The organism is Biformimicrobium ophioploci (genome assembly GCF_030270605.1).
Lineage (GTDB): Bacteria > Pseudomonadota > Gammaproteobacteria > Pseudomonadales > Cellvibrionaceae > Biformimicrobium > Biformimicrobium ophioploci.
In genome coordinates, this window is record NZ_BSYJ01000001.1 from 312,812 (window position 1) to 327,788 (window position 14,977).

The 14,977-nt window shown below is 62.8% G+C and carries 14 protein-coding genes and 1 pseudogene; 9 read left to right on the forward strand and 6 right to left on the reverse strand.

Translation table 11 applies throughout. The features are described from left to right. Nucleotides 1-77: 77 nt before the first annotated feature. The 5 genes from lptM (at nucleotide 78) to QSJ80_RS01365 (ending at nucleotide 4,068) form a co-directional block, all read left to right on the forward strand. Complete coding sequence (lptM, locus tag QSJ80_RS15645; protein ID WP_285762467.1) at nucleotides 78-269, forward strand: LPS translocon maturation chaperone LptM; 192 nt, start codon at nucleotides 78-80, stop codon at nucleotides 267-269. Next, complete coding sequence (gene lysA / locus QSJ80_RS01350; protein WP_285762468.1) at nucleotides 269-1,513, forward strand: diaminopimelate decarboxylase; 1,245 nt, start codon at nucleotides 269-271, stop codon at nucleotides 1,511-1,513. Before lptM ends, lysA begins: the two co-directional genes overlap by 1 nt. A gap of 97 nt (nucleotides 1,514-1,610) precedes the next feature. Beyond that, nucleotides 1,611-2,441, forward strand: a complete 831-nt coding sequence (gene dapF / locus QSJ80_RS01355; protein WP_285762469.1) for a diaminopimelate epimerase — start codon at nucleotides 1,611-1,613, stop codon at nucleotides 2,439-2,441. Between the two features lie 3 nt (nucleotides 2,442-2,444). Further along, nucleotides 2,445-3,155, forward strand: coding sequence for a DUF484 family protein (locus tag QSJ80_RS01360; protein ID WP_285762470.1), 711 nt, complete (start codon nucleotides 2,445-2,447; stop codon nucleotides 3,153-3,155). Nucleotide 3,156: 1 nt separating this feature from the next. Next, nucleotides 3,157-4,068: a tyrosine recombinase XerC gene (locus tag QSJ80_RS01365; RefSeq protein ID WP_285762471.1), complete on the forward strand. Its 912-nt coding sequence runs from the start codon at nucleotides 3,157-3,159 to the stop codon at nucleotides 4,066-4,068. Nucleotides 4,069-4,124: 56 nt separating this feature from the next. On the opposite strand, the gene QSJ80_RS01370 is transcribed toward QSJ80_RS01365, so the two are convergent. The 4 genes from QSJ80_RS01370 to QSJ80_RS01385 all read right to left on the reverse strand — a co-directional run bounded on the left by QSJ80_RS01370 (nucleotide 4,125) and on the right by QSJ80_RS01385 (nucleotide 7,215). Then, on the reverse strand, nucleotides 4,125-4,385 hold the full coding sequence (locus QSJ80_RS01370) for a hypothetical protein (protein WP_285762472.1): 261 nt from the start codon (nucleotides 4,383-4,385) through the stop codon (nucleotides 4,125-4,127). A gap of 326 nt (nucleotides 4,386-4,711) precedes the next feature. Further along, the gene (locus QSJ80_RS01375; RefSeq protein ID WP_285762473.1) at nucleotides 4,712-5,050 is read right to left on the reverse strand and encodes a P-II family nitrogen regulator; all 339 of its coding nucleotides are present in this window, start codon (nucleotides 5,048-5,050) and stop codon (nucleotides 4,712-4,714) included. A gap of 135 nt (nucleotides 5,051-5,185) precedes the next feature. Then, nucleotides 5,186-6,466, reverse strand: coding sequence for an ammonium transporter (locus tag QSJ80_RS01380; protein ID WP_285762474.1), 1,281 nt, complete (start codon nucleotides 6,464-6,466; stop codon nucleotides 5,186-5,188). A 47-nt stretch (nucleotides 6,467-6,513) separates the two neighbouring features. After that, entirely contained in the window at nucleotides 6,514-7,215 is a 702-nt protein-coding gene (locus QSJ80_RS01385) for a TorF family putative porin (protein WP_285762475.1), read from the reverse strand. Between the two features lie 283 nt (nucleotides 7,216-7,498). On the opposite strand from QSJ80_RS01385, the gene QSJ80_RS01390 reads away from it, so the two are divergent. The 3 genes and pseudogenes from QSJ80_RS01390 to rep all read left to right on the forward strand — a co-directional run bounded on the left by QSJ80_RS01390 (nucleotide 7,499) and on the right by rep (nucleotide 11,070). After that, nucleotides 7,499-7,726 (forward strand): accessory factor UbiK family protein, encoded by a 228-nt coding sequence (locus tag QSJ80_RS01390; RefSeq protein ID WP_285762476.1) that lies wholly within the window; start codon nucleotides 7,499-7,501, stop codon nucleotides 7,724-7,726. A gap of 91 nt (nucleotides 7,727-7,817) precedes the next feature. Beyond that, nucleotides 7,818-8,970, forward strand: a pseudogene (locus QSJ80_RS01395) (YifB family Mg chelatase-like AAA ATPase). A 63-nt stretch (nucleotides 8,971-9,033) separates the two neighbouring features. Beyond that, the gene (gene rep / locus QSJ80_RS01400; RefSeq protein WP_285762477.1) at nucleotides 9,034-11,070 is read left to right on the forward strand and encodes a DNA helicase Rep; all 2,037 of its coding nucleotides are present in this window, start codon (nucleotides 9,034-9,036) and stop codon (nucleotides 11,068-11,070) included. Nucleotides 11,071-11,138: 68 nt separating this feature from the next. Here the strand turns inward: rep and QSJ80_RS01405 are convergent, their stop codons facing one another. Then, nucleotides 11,139-11,552, reverse strand: coding sequence for a c-type cytochrome (locus QSJ80_RS01405; protein WP_285762478.1), 414 nt, complete (start codon nucleotides 11,550-11,552; stop codon nucleotides 11,139-11,141). A 174-nt stretch (nucleotides 11,553-11,726) separates the two neighbouring features. On the opposite strand from QSJ80_RS01405, the gene QSJ80_RS01410 reads away from it, so the two are divergent. Continuing rightward, on the forward strand, nucleotides 11,727-13,130 hold the full coding sequence (locus QSJ80_RS01410; protein WP_285762479.1) for a serine hydrolase domain-containing protein: 1,404 nt from the start codon (nucleotides 11,727-11,729) through the stop codon (nucleotides 13,128-13,130). Nucleotides 13,131-13,144: 14 nt separating this feature from the next. On the opposite strand, the gene QSJ80_RS01415 is transcribed toward QSJ80_RS01410, so the two are convergent. Next, on the reverse strand, nucleotides 13,145-14,968 hold the full coding sequence (locus QSJ80_RS01415) for a hypothetical protein (protein ID WP_285762480.1): 1,824 nt from the start codon (nucleotides 14,966-14,968) through the stop codon (nucleotides 13,145-13,147). Nucleotides 14,969-14,977 lie beyond the last annotated feature (9 nt).

Below are 14,977 nucleotides of genomic sequence, written 5' to 3' on the forward strand. Positions count from 1 at the left end.
GGCGTCGCTTTTGCCCTGTGCTGGGCGTGGCTATACTAGCACCTCTTTTGCCCATAGGCCCCACACCGGATTTTGTTATGCAGGGACCCCTCCCCAAGGCATCCCAGGCCAGTCGCACACTGGCTGGCGCAGCACTGATTTTCGCACTCCTCGCCACAGCGGGCTGCGGCCAGAAAGGACCGCTGTACCTGCCGCAGGACGTGGCCGAGCCAGCGCCCGCCACTGACGAAAACCGGGACGAAGACGCACAGGACGCACCGCCGAAATAATGACAGATTTTAGCTACAGGGATGGCGAGCTCTACGCCGAAGAGGTGCCGCTACAGCAAATAGCGGCGGAACATGGCACGCCCGCCTTTGTCTACAGCCGCGCGCATATCGAGCGCCAGTACAAGGAGTATGCCAGCGCGCTGGCAGACCAGCCCGGCCTGATCTGCTATGCGGTCAAGGCCAACAGCAACCTGGCGGTGCTCAATCTGCTGGCACGACTGGGTGCCGGCTTCGATATCGTATCCGGCGGTGAGCTGGAGCGGGTGCTGGCGGCCGGTGGCGACCCGTCCCGCATCGTCTTTTCCGGCGTTGGCAAGACCGCAGCGGAAATGCAGCGCGCGCTGGAAGTGGGCGTGCACTGCTTCAATGTGGAATCTGCAGCAGAACTGGAGCGCCTGGCGCACGTGGCGGAGAGCTGCGGCGTGGTCGCGCCGGTTTCCCTGCGGGTAAACCCGGACGTCGATGCCCAGACCCACCCCTACATCTCCACAGGCCTCAAGGAAAACAAGTTCGGCGTTGCCATCGATCAGGCACCCGAGGTGTATGCCAGTGCGGCGGCTTCCCCGCACCTGCAGGTGATTGGCGTGGACTGCCATATCGGGTCCCAGCTGACCGAGTTGGCGCCGTTCCTCGATGCACTGGACCGGGTACTGCTGCTGGTGGATGCACTGGCCGAATCCGGCATCAATCTCAAGCACATCGACCTCGGCGGCGGCCTGGGCGTGCGCTACCGCAGCGAGAACCCACCGGCGATCGGCGACCTGGTCGCCGCGGTGCGCGACAAGATCAGCGCACGCGGCCTGCAGCTGGTGCTGGAGCCGGGGCGCTCCATCGTCGCCAACGCCGGCGTCCTGTTGACGAAAGTCGAGTTCCTCAAGCGCACCGAGGCCCACAACTTTGCCATTGTCGACGCCGCCATGAACGACAACCTGCGCCCTGCGCTATACCAGGCGTGGCAGGACATAGTGCCGCTGGTGCCCGGCCACGGCCAGCCGGAGCTTTGGGATATCGTTGGCCCGGTGTGCGAGACCGGTGACTTCCTGGGCAAGAACCGCGAGCTGGCACTGGAGCAGGGCCAGCTACTGGCGATGCTGTCCGCCGGCGCCTACGGTTTCACCATGAGCTCGAACTACAATTCGCGCCCACGCGCGGTTGAAATCCTGGTGGACGGCAATGCGGTGCACGTGGTGCGCCCGCGAGAGAGTTTCGAGGACCTGGTGCGGGGCGAGCAGCCCCTGCCCTGACCGCCGCTGCCTGATCAGACGCCGCGAAATTTGCCCTGTGCAAGCGGGGCGTTTTGCGGCAATCTGTCCTGCAGGTTTTGTTACAGAGGCACCCGCAATGCGGCTCAAGTTCACCAAGATGCACGGACTCGGCAACGACTTCGTCATGCTCGACGGTATCAGCCAGCGGATCGCCCTGACCCCGGAAAAAATTCGCGAAGTTTCAGACCGCCACACCGGTATCGGCTGCGACCAGATCCTGCTGGTGGAAGCCCCGCGCAAACCCGATATCGACTTTCGCTATCGGATATACAACGCCGACGGTAGTGAAGTGGAGAACTGCGGCAACGGTGCACGCTGTTTTGCCCGCTTCGTTCGCGACCAGCGCCTCACCGCCAAGGATGTCATTCGCGTGGAAACCAGCAGTGAAACCATGCAGCTTTCCGTGCGCGACGACGGCCAGGTGCAGGTCGACATGGGCGTGCCGCGCCTGGCGCCTGCAGTGATTCCATTCGAAGCAGACAGCGAGTCTGTCACCTACCCGCTGCAAGTCGGCGGCCAGACGCTGCAAGTGAGCGCGGTATCCATGGGCAACCCGCATGCGGTACTGCAGGTTGACGATATCGATAGCGCGCCGGTGGAAACCCTCGGGCCCGCGGTCGAGTCACACCCGCGTTTCCCGCAGAAAGCCAACGCCGGTTTCGCCGAGGTGGTATCCCGCAAACATATCCGCCTGCGGGTCTACGAGCGCGGTGCCGGCGAGACCCGTGCCTGTGGCACCGGCGCCTGCGCCGCGGTAGTGGCCATGCGCCTGCGCGAGCTGGTGGATCCGGAAGTGCGGGTATCCCTGCCCGGTGGCGACCTGACCATACACTGGCAGGAGCCCGGCCAGCCGGTTACCATGACCGGACCGGCAACCAAAATTTTCCACGGCCACATCAATCTCTAGAACATGACCGAACAAACATTAGAAGAACAAACGGTACCTGCGGCGCGCGATGACGGACGGGAAAAAGACCTGGTGGCCCGGCAGGTCAGCCGCTACCTGCGCAACAACCCGCAATTCTTTCTCGACAACCTGGAGCTGCTGGACACCATCCAGATCCCGCAGGAGAACGGCAAGACCGTGAGCCTGCTCGCGCACCAGGTCAAACTGCTGCGCGAGCGCAATGTCTCCATGCGCCAGCGCCTCGACCAGCTGCTGGAAACCGCGCGCAGCAATGATCAGCTCTTTCACCACACCCGCACCCTGGTGCTGCAACTGCTGGATGCGGATTCCGTCGCCGCGGTGACCGCCGCGCTGTACCGCAGCTTCCGTGAGGATTTCGGTGTGGCCCACACCAGCCTGTACCTGTTCAAGGGTTCGGACCGGGCGGCGCCGGCCAGGCGCTGCTCCCTCGCCCGTGCGGAGGAGAACATTGGCGGCCTGCTGCGCACCGGGCGCACTTTCTGCGGCACGCTGCGCGACGAGGAAAAACAGTTCCTGTTTGGCGAAGACGCCAGTGAAGTGGCCTCTGCCGCGGTGGTGCCGCTCGCGGACGAACTGGGCATTCTCGCCATCGGCAACCCTGCGCCCGACCACTACCGCTCCAGCCTCGACACCATGTTCCTGAGCTATATCGCAGAGGTCCTGCAGAAGGTCCTGCCGCAACTGGCGCGCTGACATGGCCGGCCCGGGCCTCGCGGAAGCCATTGAAGCATTCCTGCTATCGCTGGAGCGCGGCGGACGCCATTCGGCACACACGCTGGCAGCTTACCGCCGCGACCTGGGTAAACTGCAACGCCTTGCCGACCAGGACCAGGTCAGCGCACTGCGCGATATCGATGAAAAACAACTGCGCAGCTGGCTGGCTGGCCTGCACCGCCGCGGGCAGAAGCCCAAGACCCTGCAGCGCTGGCTTGCCGCGGTGCGCGGCCTGTTCGAATTTTCCCTGCACGAGTACCGCCTGCCGTTCAATCCCGCCCGCGACCTGCGCACCCCCAAGGGCGAGCGGCGCCTGCCAAAACTGCTGGACGTCGATGCCGCGACCAGTTTTGTCGAGTCCGCCGATGATGACCTGCTCGGTGTCAGGGACCGCGCCATGGCGGAACTCTTTTACAGTTCCGGGTTGCGTCTTTCCGAACTGGTGCAATGCCGCTGGCAGGACCTGGACGAGGGCGGCAGCCTGCTCAGGGTGACAGGCAAGGGCAACAAGGAGCGCGTGGTACCCGTCGGACGCCACGCACGCGAGGCACTGGCCCGCTGGCGGGAACAGGGGCCGACGACAGACGATGATTTCATCTTCACTTCGACCAGGGGCCAGCCGCTGAGTGCGCGCGCGATACAGAAACGCGTGAGCCGGCTCGCACAGGTCGCCGGCAATGGCCAGCACGTGCACCCGCACATGCTGCGCCATTCATTTGCCAGCCACATGCTGGAATCCAGCGGCGACCTGCGTGCGGTACAGGAATTGCTGGGGCATGCCGACATCGGCACCACCCAGATTTACACACACCTGGATTTCCAGCACCTCGCCAGTGTTTACGACAAGGCCCACCCGCGGGCGACCGATACCAGGGAACAAGACGAAGAATAATTCGGGAGGGAGCAGCCAGGTTACCGGAACCGGTAACCTGGCCTTCACCAGCAGGATCAGATAGGCCGGCTGCCGTATTTTGGCTGCGGCTTGCGCGGCGGGTCGGCAGTCACATTCGGGTCTATCTCGCTGATAGTCCCGCCGGATGCCAGAAACGATTCGACATCATCCGTAAGGCGCTCCCTTGCACGCAGGCGCGAGCTGATACTTCGCTCCTCACCCAGGTCCTCGAGTTTGCTGTCTTGCTTCGGGGCGCGCCCCTTGCCGCGCCCGGCTGCCGCCTTACCAGAACCGTTTGAATAGATCTCTTCTGCCATGACCTGTACCTCGTAACTCCGGCACAGCAAACTGCCGCTGCGCCTCAACCCCTGTTACACAGGCGGCGTGGTCGACCTACCGCCTGTAATCAGGCCTTGCCGCGCACAAAAAGGTTGCCCCCTGGATCTGCACGGACAGGCGATAAATATATAGGTCTAAAGGGGAGAGGTTGCGAGCGAGTCACGCGCCGCACCGGTACGATACTGGCGTACAATCTAACTTGTCTGGCGGGTCCCGCGACTTTTGACCGGGGTTCCCGGTGTGGCTTGCAGGTTGCGAGCCGGAAGGAGGAAAGGGATGCCGGCGAGCCGGCATCCCAAAGTCATCAGACGGCTTCCGCGCCAGTTTCCGCTGTGCGGATCCGGATCACTTCTTCCAGACTGGTGATAAAGATCTTGCCGTCACCGATCTTGCCGGTCTGCGCGGCCTTGGTGATGGCCTCCACCGCGATGTCGACCATGCTGTCGTCCACGGCCAGCTCCAGCTTGACCTTCGGCAGGAAGTCCACCACGTACTCGGCGCCGCGATAGAGTTCGGTGTGACCTTTCTGGCGACCAAAACCCTTAACTTCGGTCACGGTCATGCCCTGTACACCCACTTCGGACAGTGCAGTGCGCACGTCGTCCAGCTTGAAGGGTTTTACCACTGCGGTAATCAATTTCATGTTCTGCCCCTTGTTTGGCTGCCGGCGCCTATCGCGCCGGCCCGGATTGCTGCATGGCTGCTAATGTAACATGGCGTTGGTTACATCAGCAGCTTCCAGGTATCTCTACCGGTTTCAGTCACTGTCACCAGTCACTTACTTGTTCATAAATTCCGGGTAGGCTTCCATGCCGCACTCGGCAATGTCCACACCCTGCATTTCCTCGTCTTCGGTCACCCGGATACCGGTTACCAGACGGATCACATACCAGACCGCGAAGGAAGCTGCGAAGACCCATGCGAAGATGGTGGCCGCACCGGCCAGCTGTCCGGTAAAGGTGGAACCATCGTTGGTTACCGGCACCAGCATCAGGCCCAGAAAGCCCACAACACCGTGCACGGAAATCGCACCGACCGGATCATCGATCTTCAGCTTGTCCAGGGTGATGATGGAGAACACCACCAGTACGCCACCGAGGGCACCGAACGCAGTCGCCTGCATCGGGGTCGGGGTGGACGGTTCTGCGGTAATCGCAACCAGACCCGCCAGGGCACCGTTGAGCAGCATGGTCAGGTCGGCCTTGCCGAACAGCAGACGCGCAACCAGCAGGGCCGCAACGGCACCGCCGGCAGCGGCAGCATTGGTATTCAGGAATACCATCGCCACGGAGTTGGCACTGGCAGCATCGCCGAGCTTCAGTACGGAACCGCCGTTGAAGCCGAACCAGCCCATCCACAGGATGAAGGTACCGAGGGTGGCCAGCGGCAGGTTTGCGCCGGGAATCGCATACACTTCACCGTTGGGGCCGTACTTGCCCTTACGTGCACCCAGCAGCAGTACGCCAGCCAGGGCAGCAGCTGCACCAGCCATGTGTACGATGCCGGAGCCGGCGAAGTCGGAGAAGCCCAGTTCACCCAGGTTGTAGAGGCCGAATACGTCATCGCCGTTCCAGGTCCAGGCGCCTTCCATCGGGTAGATGAAGCCGGTCAGGGCCACGGCGAACAACAGGAAGCTCCACAGCTTCATGCGCTCTGCAACAGCACCGGAGACGATGGACATGGCAGTCGCCACGAACACCACCTGGAAGAAGAAGTCGGACGCATCCGAGTAAACCGCGTCGCCGTCAAAACCGGCTTCGACACTTTCCGCCAGCACCGCAGCCGTGAGTGCGTCAGCGGAGTCGGCGCCGTCCAGCGCGATGCCGGCCAGGCCGTAGCCGCCGCCGTACATGATTTCATAACCACACAGGAGATACATGACGCAGGCAATCGCAAACAGGGCGACATTCTTGGTCAGGATCTCAGTGGTATTTTTGCTGCGTACCAGGCCGGCTTCCAGCATGGAAAAACCGGCGGCCATCCACATGACCAGCGCACCGCAGACCAGGAAATAAAAGGTGTCAATTGCGTACTGCAACTGAAAGATATTGCCTTCCATTTATCGCTCCAAGTTTCTGATGATTGTTATTTACCTGCGCCAGTGGCTTACAGGCTCTTGCTAAAGGACAGGACGCCGGTCGCTTCACACCAGTCGGTGTCGTAACAGCCGAAATCGTCAACATCGGTTCCCACCAGGGCCAGGCCAACCTCAACGCCATTGAACTCCTTGCTCAGGGCAACGGAGTAATCCAGGTAGGAATCTTCATCCTGCACGAAGCCCACTTCGTCGAAGCTGTTGTAGCCGACATGGGCACTCAGACTTACTCCAGCAAGTTCCGTGCCATAATCCAGCGAGTAGTAGGTGAATTTACCGGTCTCTGCGAAGTAATCGTCGGAGTAGGCAATGCCGAAGGAGAAGTCGGCGACGCTGATGCTGCCGTACAGCTCCTGGTAATCTTCCTTGACGTCACTTCCCGGGTAGTCGTAGTAGAGGTAGCCCACGTCGAAGCTGACAGTTTCCGATACCGAGCCGCTGTAGCCCATGTACCAATCCTGCTCCATGGAAGTACCGGCATAGCCGAAGTCGACGCTGGAACCCCAGGTGCCCGCATAAAAGCCGTTACCCAGGTCCAGGTCGAAGCCGCCCTGCAGGGCAACACCAGTGTCGGACTGGGAGATACCGCGGAAGCGATAGTCGCTGGTCAGCGCGAAGTTGGCACTGAAGGCCGGACCTTCTTCCTGGGCGATGGCCGCGGGGCCAGCGGTCAACGCGAATCCGAGCAGTGCGAGTTGGATGTGCTTGTTCATTGTGTCTTGTTCCCTAAGTGTGTGCGTTGTTGTTTACCGACGCAGGCTTCATTGCAGGGAAGGTGCCAATTTTGAAAACTGCTTGTTTTTCAGTCGCTTGCAAATTTCCTGCAACCCTTGCGCAGGAATTGATTCGCGCCGGCATCGCACACATGCACCACAACGGGCACGCGCACTAAATCGGTGCACCAATTTGGACGCGGCTTGCCCGCTTGCGGTGCTGGGTTACAATGCCGGCCTGTCGCAGGTGAGCGACGACCTTAAAAAGCGGAGGCAAAAGCAAATGGCGGATGAACGCTGGCAAACGTTCCTGAACGACCTGCAACAACAGGGCGCGGTGATCGGCAGCGACCTGCGTGCCGCCCTGAAAATCGCCCTGGGCAAGTTACCGGTCGTCAGCCAGGAAGAGTTCGACACCCAGGCCGCCCTGCTCGCCCGCACCCGCGAACGGCTGCAGCAACTGGAAGACCAGGTTGCAGAGCTGGAACGACAGCTGGACGCTGACCACTAGCCGGGAATAAAAAGCAACGACAGCACACGGCGGACGCAAGGCACACACCAACAAACCAATAACCGCCGAATACAGTCAAGGATGATTGTCGATGTCGCTATCCATCGTGCTCGCGCGCGCCCAGCTGGGTGTGCAGGCCCCGCTCGTCACCGTTGAAACTCACCTCTCCAATGGCCTTCCGGCCTTCCATATCGTCGGCCTGCCGGAAACTGCTGTGCGCGAGAGCCGCGACCGCGTACGCAGCGCACTGCTCAACAGTCACTTCGTATTTCCGGACCAGCGTATTACCGTCAACCTGGCCCCCGCGGACCTGCCCAAGGACGGCGGCCGCTACGACCTGGCGATTGCCATCGGCATACTCGCCGCGTCCGGGCAGGTGCCGGCGGAAGCGGTCCAGGCACTCGAATTTATCGGCGAGCTGGCGCTCAGCGGAACCTTGCGGCCGGTGCCCGGCGCACTGCCCTGTGCCATCGCCACCCGCGACGCCGGGCGCAGGCTGGTAGTACCGCAGGCCTCTGGCGGCGAAGCAGCGCTGGCTGGCGAACATGTACTCGCGGCCGGCTCGCTGCTGCAGGTCTGCGCCGACCTGCACGGGCGCGAAGCCCTGCCGGTCGCACAGGCTGAATCCAGCACTGGCCCGATTGAAAGCAGGGACCTGGCCGATGTACGTGGCCAGCTGGCGGCGCGGCGCGCACTGGAGATCGCCGCTGCCGGCGGCCACAACCTGTTGTTTTTTGGCCCGCCCGGCACCGGCAAGACCATGCTGGCCAGTCGCCTGCCGGGCATCTTGCCGGCACTTTCCGCGGAAGAATTCCTGCAGGTCGCAGCACTCTATTCCAGCGCCGGTCTCGGCCAGCCCGCCGCACGCCCGTTCCGCGCGCCGCATCACAGCTGTTCGTCGACCGCGCTGGTCGGCGGCGGCAGCCGGGGAGGACTCGGCAACCGTGCGGGCGCGGGTGGAGGTGGCGCGCGAGCGCCAGTTGCAGCGCCAGGGCGGCGTCAACGCCGGGCTGCACGGTGCGGCCCTGGACCGGCACTGCGCCCTCGGGGAGGAGGAAGCCTCGCTGTTGCAGCAGTCCGCCGAGCGGCTCGGCCTGTCGGCGCGCAGTTACCACCGGGTGTTGCGCGTGGCGCGCACCCTGACAGACCTGGCCGGCCGCGACCGCATAACCACTACCGAACTTGCGGAAGCGCTGGCGTATCGCAACCTCGACCGGGCGGTGACGGTCACGCCCGCTTGGTGATGTGCGGCGGCGCGCTTGCTAAAATGCGCCGCCTCAACCCCGACAGCACCGACTGAATTTGCCATGACCAAACTCAACCCGCGCCAGGCAGAAGCCGTGAAGTACATCGATGGTCCCTGCCTGGTGCTGGCGGGGGCCGGCTCCGGCAAGACCAGCGTGATCACCCGCAAGATCGCCTACCTGGTAGAGGAATGCGGCTTCCAGGCACGCAACATCGCCGCGCTCACCTTTACCAACAAGGCCGCACGGGAAATGAAGGAGCGGGTCAGCAAGCTGCTGAAGGAAGGCAACGTGGCCGGCCGTGCGACACAGGGCCTGACCGTATCCACGTTCCACAACCTGGGCCTCAATATCCTGCGCCGCGAACATCGCGCGGCGGGCTTCAAACCGGGCTTCTCGATCTTCGATTCGGACGACGCCCGCGCCCTGATCAAGGAACTGATGCTGCGCGGTGGCGACCTGGATACCGACCTGCTGGACAGCGTGCAGAACCAGATTTCCAACTGGAAGAACGAGATGGTGGCGCCGCAACGCGCGCTGGAACTGGCGGAAAGCGCCGGCGAGCAGGCCGTCGCCATCGCCTACGGCCGCTACTGCGAAGCTTTGCGGGCCTACAATGCAGTCGATTTCGACGATCTGATCCTGCTGCCGGTACAGCTGTTCGACCAGCAGCCGGAAATCCTGGCCAAGTGGCAGCGCAAGATCCGCTACATGCTGGTGGACGAGTACCAGGACACCAACAGCGCCCAGTACCTGCTGGTGCACAAGCTGATCGGTTCGCGCGGCGCGCTGACCGTGGTAGGCGATGATGACCAGTCGATCTACGCCTGGCGCGGCGCGCGCCCGGAAAACATGAGCGAGCTGAAGAAGGACTTCCCCAGCCTGCGAGTGATCAAGCTGGAGCAGAATTACCGCTCCACCAGCCGCATCCTGCGGGTCGCCAACCACCTGATCGCGCACAACCCGCACGAATTCGACAAGGCGCTGTGGTCGGACAAGGGGCTCGGCGAGGAGCTGCGCCTGATCCGCTGCCGCAACGAAACCGACGAGGCCGAGCGGGTTGCTAACGAGATCTACCTGCAAAAGCATCGCCGGGGTGCGCGCTTTATGGATTTCGCGGTGCTGTACCGCGGCAACTTCCAGTCGCGCCTGATCGAGATGAAGCTGCAGGAGCACCAGATTCCGTACCAGCTGTCCGGCGGTACGTCTTTCTTTGCCCGCGCGGAGATCAAGGACGTGATGGGCTACCTGCGCCTGATCGTCAATCCCGACGATGACAACGCCTTCCTGCGGGTGGTCAACACGCCGCGGCGCCAGATTGGTACCACCTCGCTGGAAGCGCTGGGTAACTACGCCAAGGAACGCGAAATCTCCATGTACGCGGCCTGCTCGGAGCTCGGCTTCCGCCAGGTTATCAGCGAGCAGGGTTACGAGCGCCTCAACCGCTTCGTGACCTGGATGGATGTGGTGCGTCGCAACTGCCTGGAGGCCGAACCGCATGCGGCCCTGCGCGAGATGCTGGCGGATATCGACTTCGAGGGCTGGATCCACCAGAACGCCTCCAGCGAGAAGGTGGGCGAGAAGCGCATGGAAAACGTGTGGTACCTGCTCGACTCGCTGAAGAAGATCATGGAGCGCGACGACAACGAGAGCGAACTGGACGAGGGCGTTACCATCGAAAGCGCCATCTCCAAGCTGGTACTGCGCGACATGCTGGAGCGCCAGGAGGAGGAAGAAGCCACCGACAAGGTCAGCCTCATGACCCTACACGCGTCCAAGGGACTGGAATTCCCGCACGTGTTCCTGGTGGGCATGGAAGAGGACCTGTTGCCGCACCGCAACAGCATCGAGGACGACAATATCGAGGAAGAGCGGCGCCTGACCTACGTCGGTATTACCCGCGCGCAACAGACCCTGACCATGAGTCTGGCGGCCAAGCGCAAGCAGTTCGGTGAGATGCAGGAAACCACCCCGAGCCGCTTTATCGACGAGCTACCGGAGGAGGACGTGGTTCGCGAGGGCTTTGCGGAGGCGACACCGGAGCAGAACCAGGCCAAGGGCAAGGAAACCCTGGGCTCGCTGCTGAGCATGTTCGACTGAACAGCAGGCCAACCTACAGACAACAAAAAAGGCCGCTTAGCGGCCTTTTTCGCAGAAGATCGCAGCTTTTACTTGCTGCCTTCCACCATGTAATCCACAGCGGCCTTGATCTCGTCATCGCTGCAGGTCATGCACAGGCCCTTGGCCGGCATGGCATTGATGCCGTTGATGGCGTTGCTGTACAGGGTATCCATGCCCTTGCCAATGCGGTCGGTCCAGGCTGCTGCATCGCCGAAACGCGGCGCGCCTGCGGCGCCGGTGCCGTGACAGGAGAAACAGCTCGCCTTATAGACGTCTTCGCCACTGCGGGCTTCACCGCCGGTAGCCGCCTGGGCGGGGGCCGCGGCAGCACACTCGTCACCGGCCATGCACACGCTTCCCACCGGGGCGATACGGTTCTTGATTTTTTCATCGTCGGCGCCGGCAAATGCAGTACCCATGACCAGGCCGGCAGCCAGCAACAAGCTCAACATGTTCTTCATAACCATTCCCCTTTTGCCCGGTGCGGTCACGGGCCTTTCTCGTCCGGCACCACAGCGCACCGAAATACCGCGTGGCATTATAGTCATTTCCGCCCCGACGTGCGAAGCTTGTTTGCCCGACGGGCAACGAATTCCGGCGGCTCCAGCCTAAACCGACAATAATTGAAGCTGACCATGCATTATTTCCAGCGCCTGACCCTGAGCGTCATTCTGGCCACTGCGGCCAGCCACGGCCTTGCCGACACCAGCCTGACCAAGCGCAGCCTGGCTGCCGGCTACAAGGCGGCCTTCACCTGCAGCGCCACCTTCAACGCCGGTCGCAGCGAGGCAGAAATCGAGGCGGGAGAGCTCAGCGGCATCTATCCGGATTACCGCGAGGCCATGGCCGGACTCGGCGGCGCCAGCATCGATGAGGACGGCCGCACCGTGGCGGTGACCTACGATGACAGCGCTCCACCCCGCTACGCCGCCTGGCGGGGCAACAGCGGCTGCGTGCAGATTCCGATGGGGTCGGACCCCAAAAGCTTTGACCTGCCGCCGGAGGTGCGCTTCAAGCGCGTGGACCAGAGCCAGACACCCTGGCCCATGGGCGACAAGGTTGGCAACGCCAATGGATCCGCGGCCCTGCGCACCATCGTCGACGATGCCTTTACCGGTGAACGCTACGGCGCCGGCACCAATACCACCGCCGTACTGGTGACCAGCCCGCAGGCGCTGATCTACGAGGCCTACCGCGAGGATTTTGGTCCGTTTATTCCGCAACGGACCTGGTCCGTGGCCAAGAGTATCGCCGCCTCCGTGGTGGGCACCGCAGTGCTGCGGGACATGCTCGCGGTGGACCGCCCGGTGCCAATCCCCCAGTGGCAAACCCCCGGCGATCCGCGCCAGCAGATTACCTGGACGCACCTGCTGCACATGGCCAGCGGCCTGGAGAGCGGCAGTACCGGCTCACGCACCGATGCCACCTACTTCGGTGGCCAGCCGGTGGCGGAAACCGCCCCCACCCATGCACTGGAAGCCGTGCCCGGGCAGCGCTGGAAATACGCCAACAACGACACCCTGCTGCTGATGCTGGGCCTGCGCAGCCTGTTTGACGATACCGACCGCTACGGCCAGTTCCCGTTCCGCGCGCTGCTGCACCCGATCGGCATGTACCACACCTACCCCGAGCGCGACTGGCAGGGCACCTTCGTCATGTCCAGCCAGGTCTGGACGACCGCGAGAGACCTGGGCCGACTCGGCATCCTGTACCTGGAAGATGGTGTGTGGGGCAACCAGCGTATCCTGCCCGAGGGCTGGAGCCAGTTCGTGCGCACCCCGGCGCCGAGCCAGCCGCCTGAACGCAATTCACGCGGCCAGCCGTCGCCCGGTTACGGCGCACAGTTCTGGCTGCTGGGCGAGCGCCACAGCAAGCTGCCGGTGGATACTTTTGCCGCCATGGGCCATCGCGGCCAGTATGTGGTGGTCATCCCGTCGCGCAACCTGGTGATCGTGCGCCGCGGCCTGGATGAGTCGGGCGGCACACGTTTCGATATCGGCAGCTTTACCCTGGATATCCTCAGGGCACTGGGCAGCTAATACGCAGCTGAACGTCAGGGCAGCAGGCTGCTCTGCGCGACCTTGCGCTTGTACTCCGCCTTGCTGGCACGGATGGACTGCAGGATCTGCTCGCGGAACTCCTCCCGCGACAGCATCTCTTCCACCTTGAGCAGGGCGGCATCGATGGATACCCCCACCACCAGCCCCACCCCGGCACCGATCACCGCGCCCACCAGGTTGCCCACACCCGGCACCACGGAGCCCAGTGCTGCGCCGGCCGCCGCGCCTGCGCCGGAGGCACCGGCCTTGGATACCAGCGCCTTGCTCATGGCTTGTGTAGCGAGTTTCAGGGTGCCCTTGCCGGCAGTTTTCATCACCACCTTGGAGGCGACCATTGCCGACAGTGCACCGACACCCGCCCCCGCGGCACGCATATTGAGGTTGATCAACTCGATCTCGGCCGCAGGCCCCTGCACCACCGCGGCGGGGATCAGTTCCGTCACCGCAAACTCACCTTCGGGCATTGCGATTTCGTTTTCGGCCAGCAGGCGCCCGGCCTGCGCGCGATAATCCTGCAGTGCCTGACGGTTGTCCGCTTCCAGTGCCTGGAGTGTCTGTTGCACCGGGGCAAACGGATCACCGAACGAGAGCTTCTCCTGTAACTTGCTGCTGACTTGCTCCTCCAGCGAGTTGGTCAGCATCGCACCGATGCGCAGGTACTCCGCCGGCAGGCTGTAATACCAGTCCAGGTAATAATCGACATTCTGCTCCATCGCCAGGAATGCCATATCCACCTGCCGGTCCAGCAGTTGCTGGCCCGCAGCCAGGCGCGCGATCGTCTGCGCGCGCAGCGCCTCCAGTTGCGCCGCCGTACCGGGCTTGAAGTAGCGTCCCTCCCACACTTCCAGCTGCGGGATCGCCGCCTGTTCACGGCGCTGCAATTCCTCCAGGAAGGTTTCACTGTTGCGCACCGACACTTCAAGGTAGGCAACCAAAGGGGTATACAGGAACAGCAACACCACCACGGTAACCGCACTGGCGGCTATCACACGCCCCGGTGACGGGCGCTGCGGCAGCGGCGCCTCATCCAGAGGCACCAGCACACGACGATACTCGGTGCCGGGCACCATAAACGCGGAAAGCGCCACGGCAATGCTCGCCAGTGCCGCAACGGATCCTGCAAAAGCCAGCAGCAGAGCCTTGCTGCCAAAACTCTCACGCAAGACATCGAGCCCCAGGTTTTTCACTGCCTGGTAGTAGCCGCTATAGCGCTCCAGGTACTGGGCAATAATGCTCTGCTCCATTGCCGGCATGGCGGTGTGCGATTCGCGCATCACCTCGGACAGTAGCGGCGCCTGCTCGTCGGCGAGTACGAACACCTGCAACGCGAGCAGCCCCAGCGCTGTGATCAGGGTGAAAGTCCAGCGCGACCAGACCAGCGCCCGGGACAGAGCCCGGTACGGCTTGTATTGCGTCAGTGCCAGCGGATAGAAACGGTAATGCAAGGCGAACAGTAGTGGCACTGCGGCGCCGAGAAAGAACCACTCGACTGGCAACAGCGACCGGAACCAGTAAAGCAGGAACAATCCGGTCAAAAGCGAGAACAGGCCCCAGAAAACGGCGGGCAGCAGGCGCCGGCTACGGAAATACCGGAGCAGGCTACCGCGCCGGTACTGGTGCACATGGAATATCTTGTTGACGCTGCCCGTATACAGGCGCGCCATAAAAAAAGGGGCACCCAGGCACACACTGCCCGCGATCAACACCCAGAGCTCCCGTCGCGGCAGCAGTTCCGAAAGCCACCAGCCGAGCCCCAGCCAACTCCAGCAGAGCAGCAGATAGATCAGAAAATGTTTACCCGAATATCGAAAGTGCATGGGTTCCTT

Excerpts from the sequence above, each read along its gene's own strand:
- QSJ80_RS01415 (WP_285762480.1), bottom strand. The coding sequence starts at position 14,968 with ATGCACTTTCGATATTCGGGTAAACATTTTCTGATCTATCTGCTGCTC.
- QSJ80_RS01375 (WP_285762473.1), bottom strand. The coding sequence starts at position 5,050 with ATGAAATTGATTACCGCAGTGGTAAAACCCTTCAAGCTGGACGACGTG.
- lptM (WP_285762467.1), top strand. The coding sequence starts at position 78 with ATGCAGGGACCCCTCCCCAAGGCATCCCAGGCCAGTCGCACACTGGCT.
- QSJ80_RS01385 (WP_285762475.1), bottom strand. The coding sequence starts at position 7,215 with ATGAACAAGCACATCCAACTCGCACTGCTCGGATTCGCGTTGACCGCT.
- QSJ80_RS01360 (WP_285762470.1), top strand. The coding sequence starts at position 2,445 with ATGACCGAACAAACATTAGAAGAACAAACGGTACCTGCGGCGCGCGAT.
- QSJ80_RS01365 (WP_285762471.1), top strand. The coding sequence starts at position 3,157 with ATGGCCGGCCCGGGCCTCGCGGAAGCCATTGAAGCATTCCTGCTATCG.
- QSJ80_RS01380 (WP_285762474.1), bottom strand. The coding sequence starts at position 6,466 with ATGGAAGGCAATATCTTTCAGTTGCAGTACGCAATTGACACCTTTTAT.
- QSJ80_RS01390 (WP_285762476.1), top strand. The coding sequence starts at position 7,499 with ATGGCGGATGAACGCTGGCAAACGTTCCTGAACGACCTGCAACAACAG.
- QSJ80_RS01410 (WP_285762479.1), top strand. The coding sequence starts at position 11,727 with ATGCATTATTTCCAGCGCCTGACCCTGAGCGTCATTCTGGCCACTGCG.
- lysA (WP_285762468.1), top strand. The coding sequence starts at position 269 with ATGACAGATTTTAGCTACAGGGATGGCGAGCTCTACGCCGAAGAGGTG.
- QSJ80_RS01370 (WP_285762472.1), bottom strand. The coding sequence starts at position 4,385 with ATGGCAGAAGAGATCTATTCAAACGGTTCTGGTAAGGCGGCAGCCGGG.
- dapF (WP_285762469.1), top strand. The coding sequence starts at position 1,611 with ATGCGGCTCAAGTTCACCAAGATGCACGGACTCGGCAACGACTTCGTC.
- rep (WP_285762477.1), top strand. The coding sequence starts at position 9,034 with ATGACCAAACTCAACCCGCGCCAGGCAGAAGCCGTGAAGTACATCGAT.
- QSJ80_RS01405 (WP_285762478.1), bottom strand. The coding sequence starts at position 11,552 with ATGAAGAACATGTTGAGCTTGTTGCTGGCTGCCGGCCTGGTCATGGGT.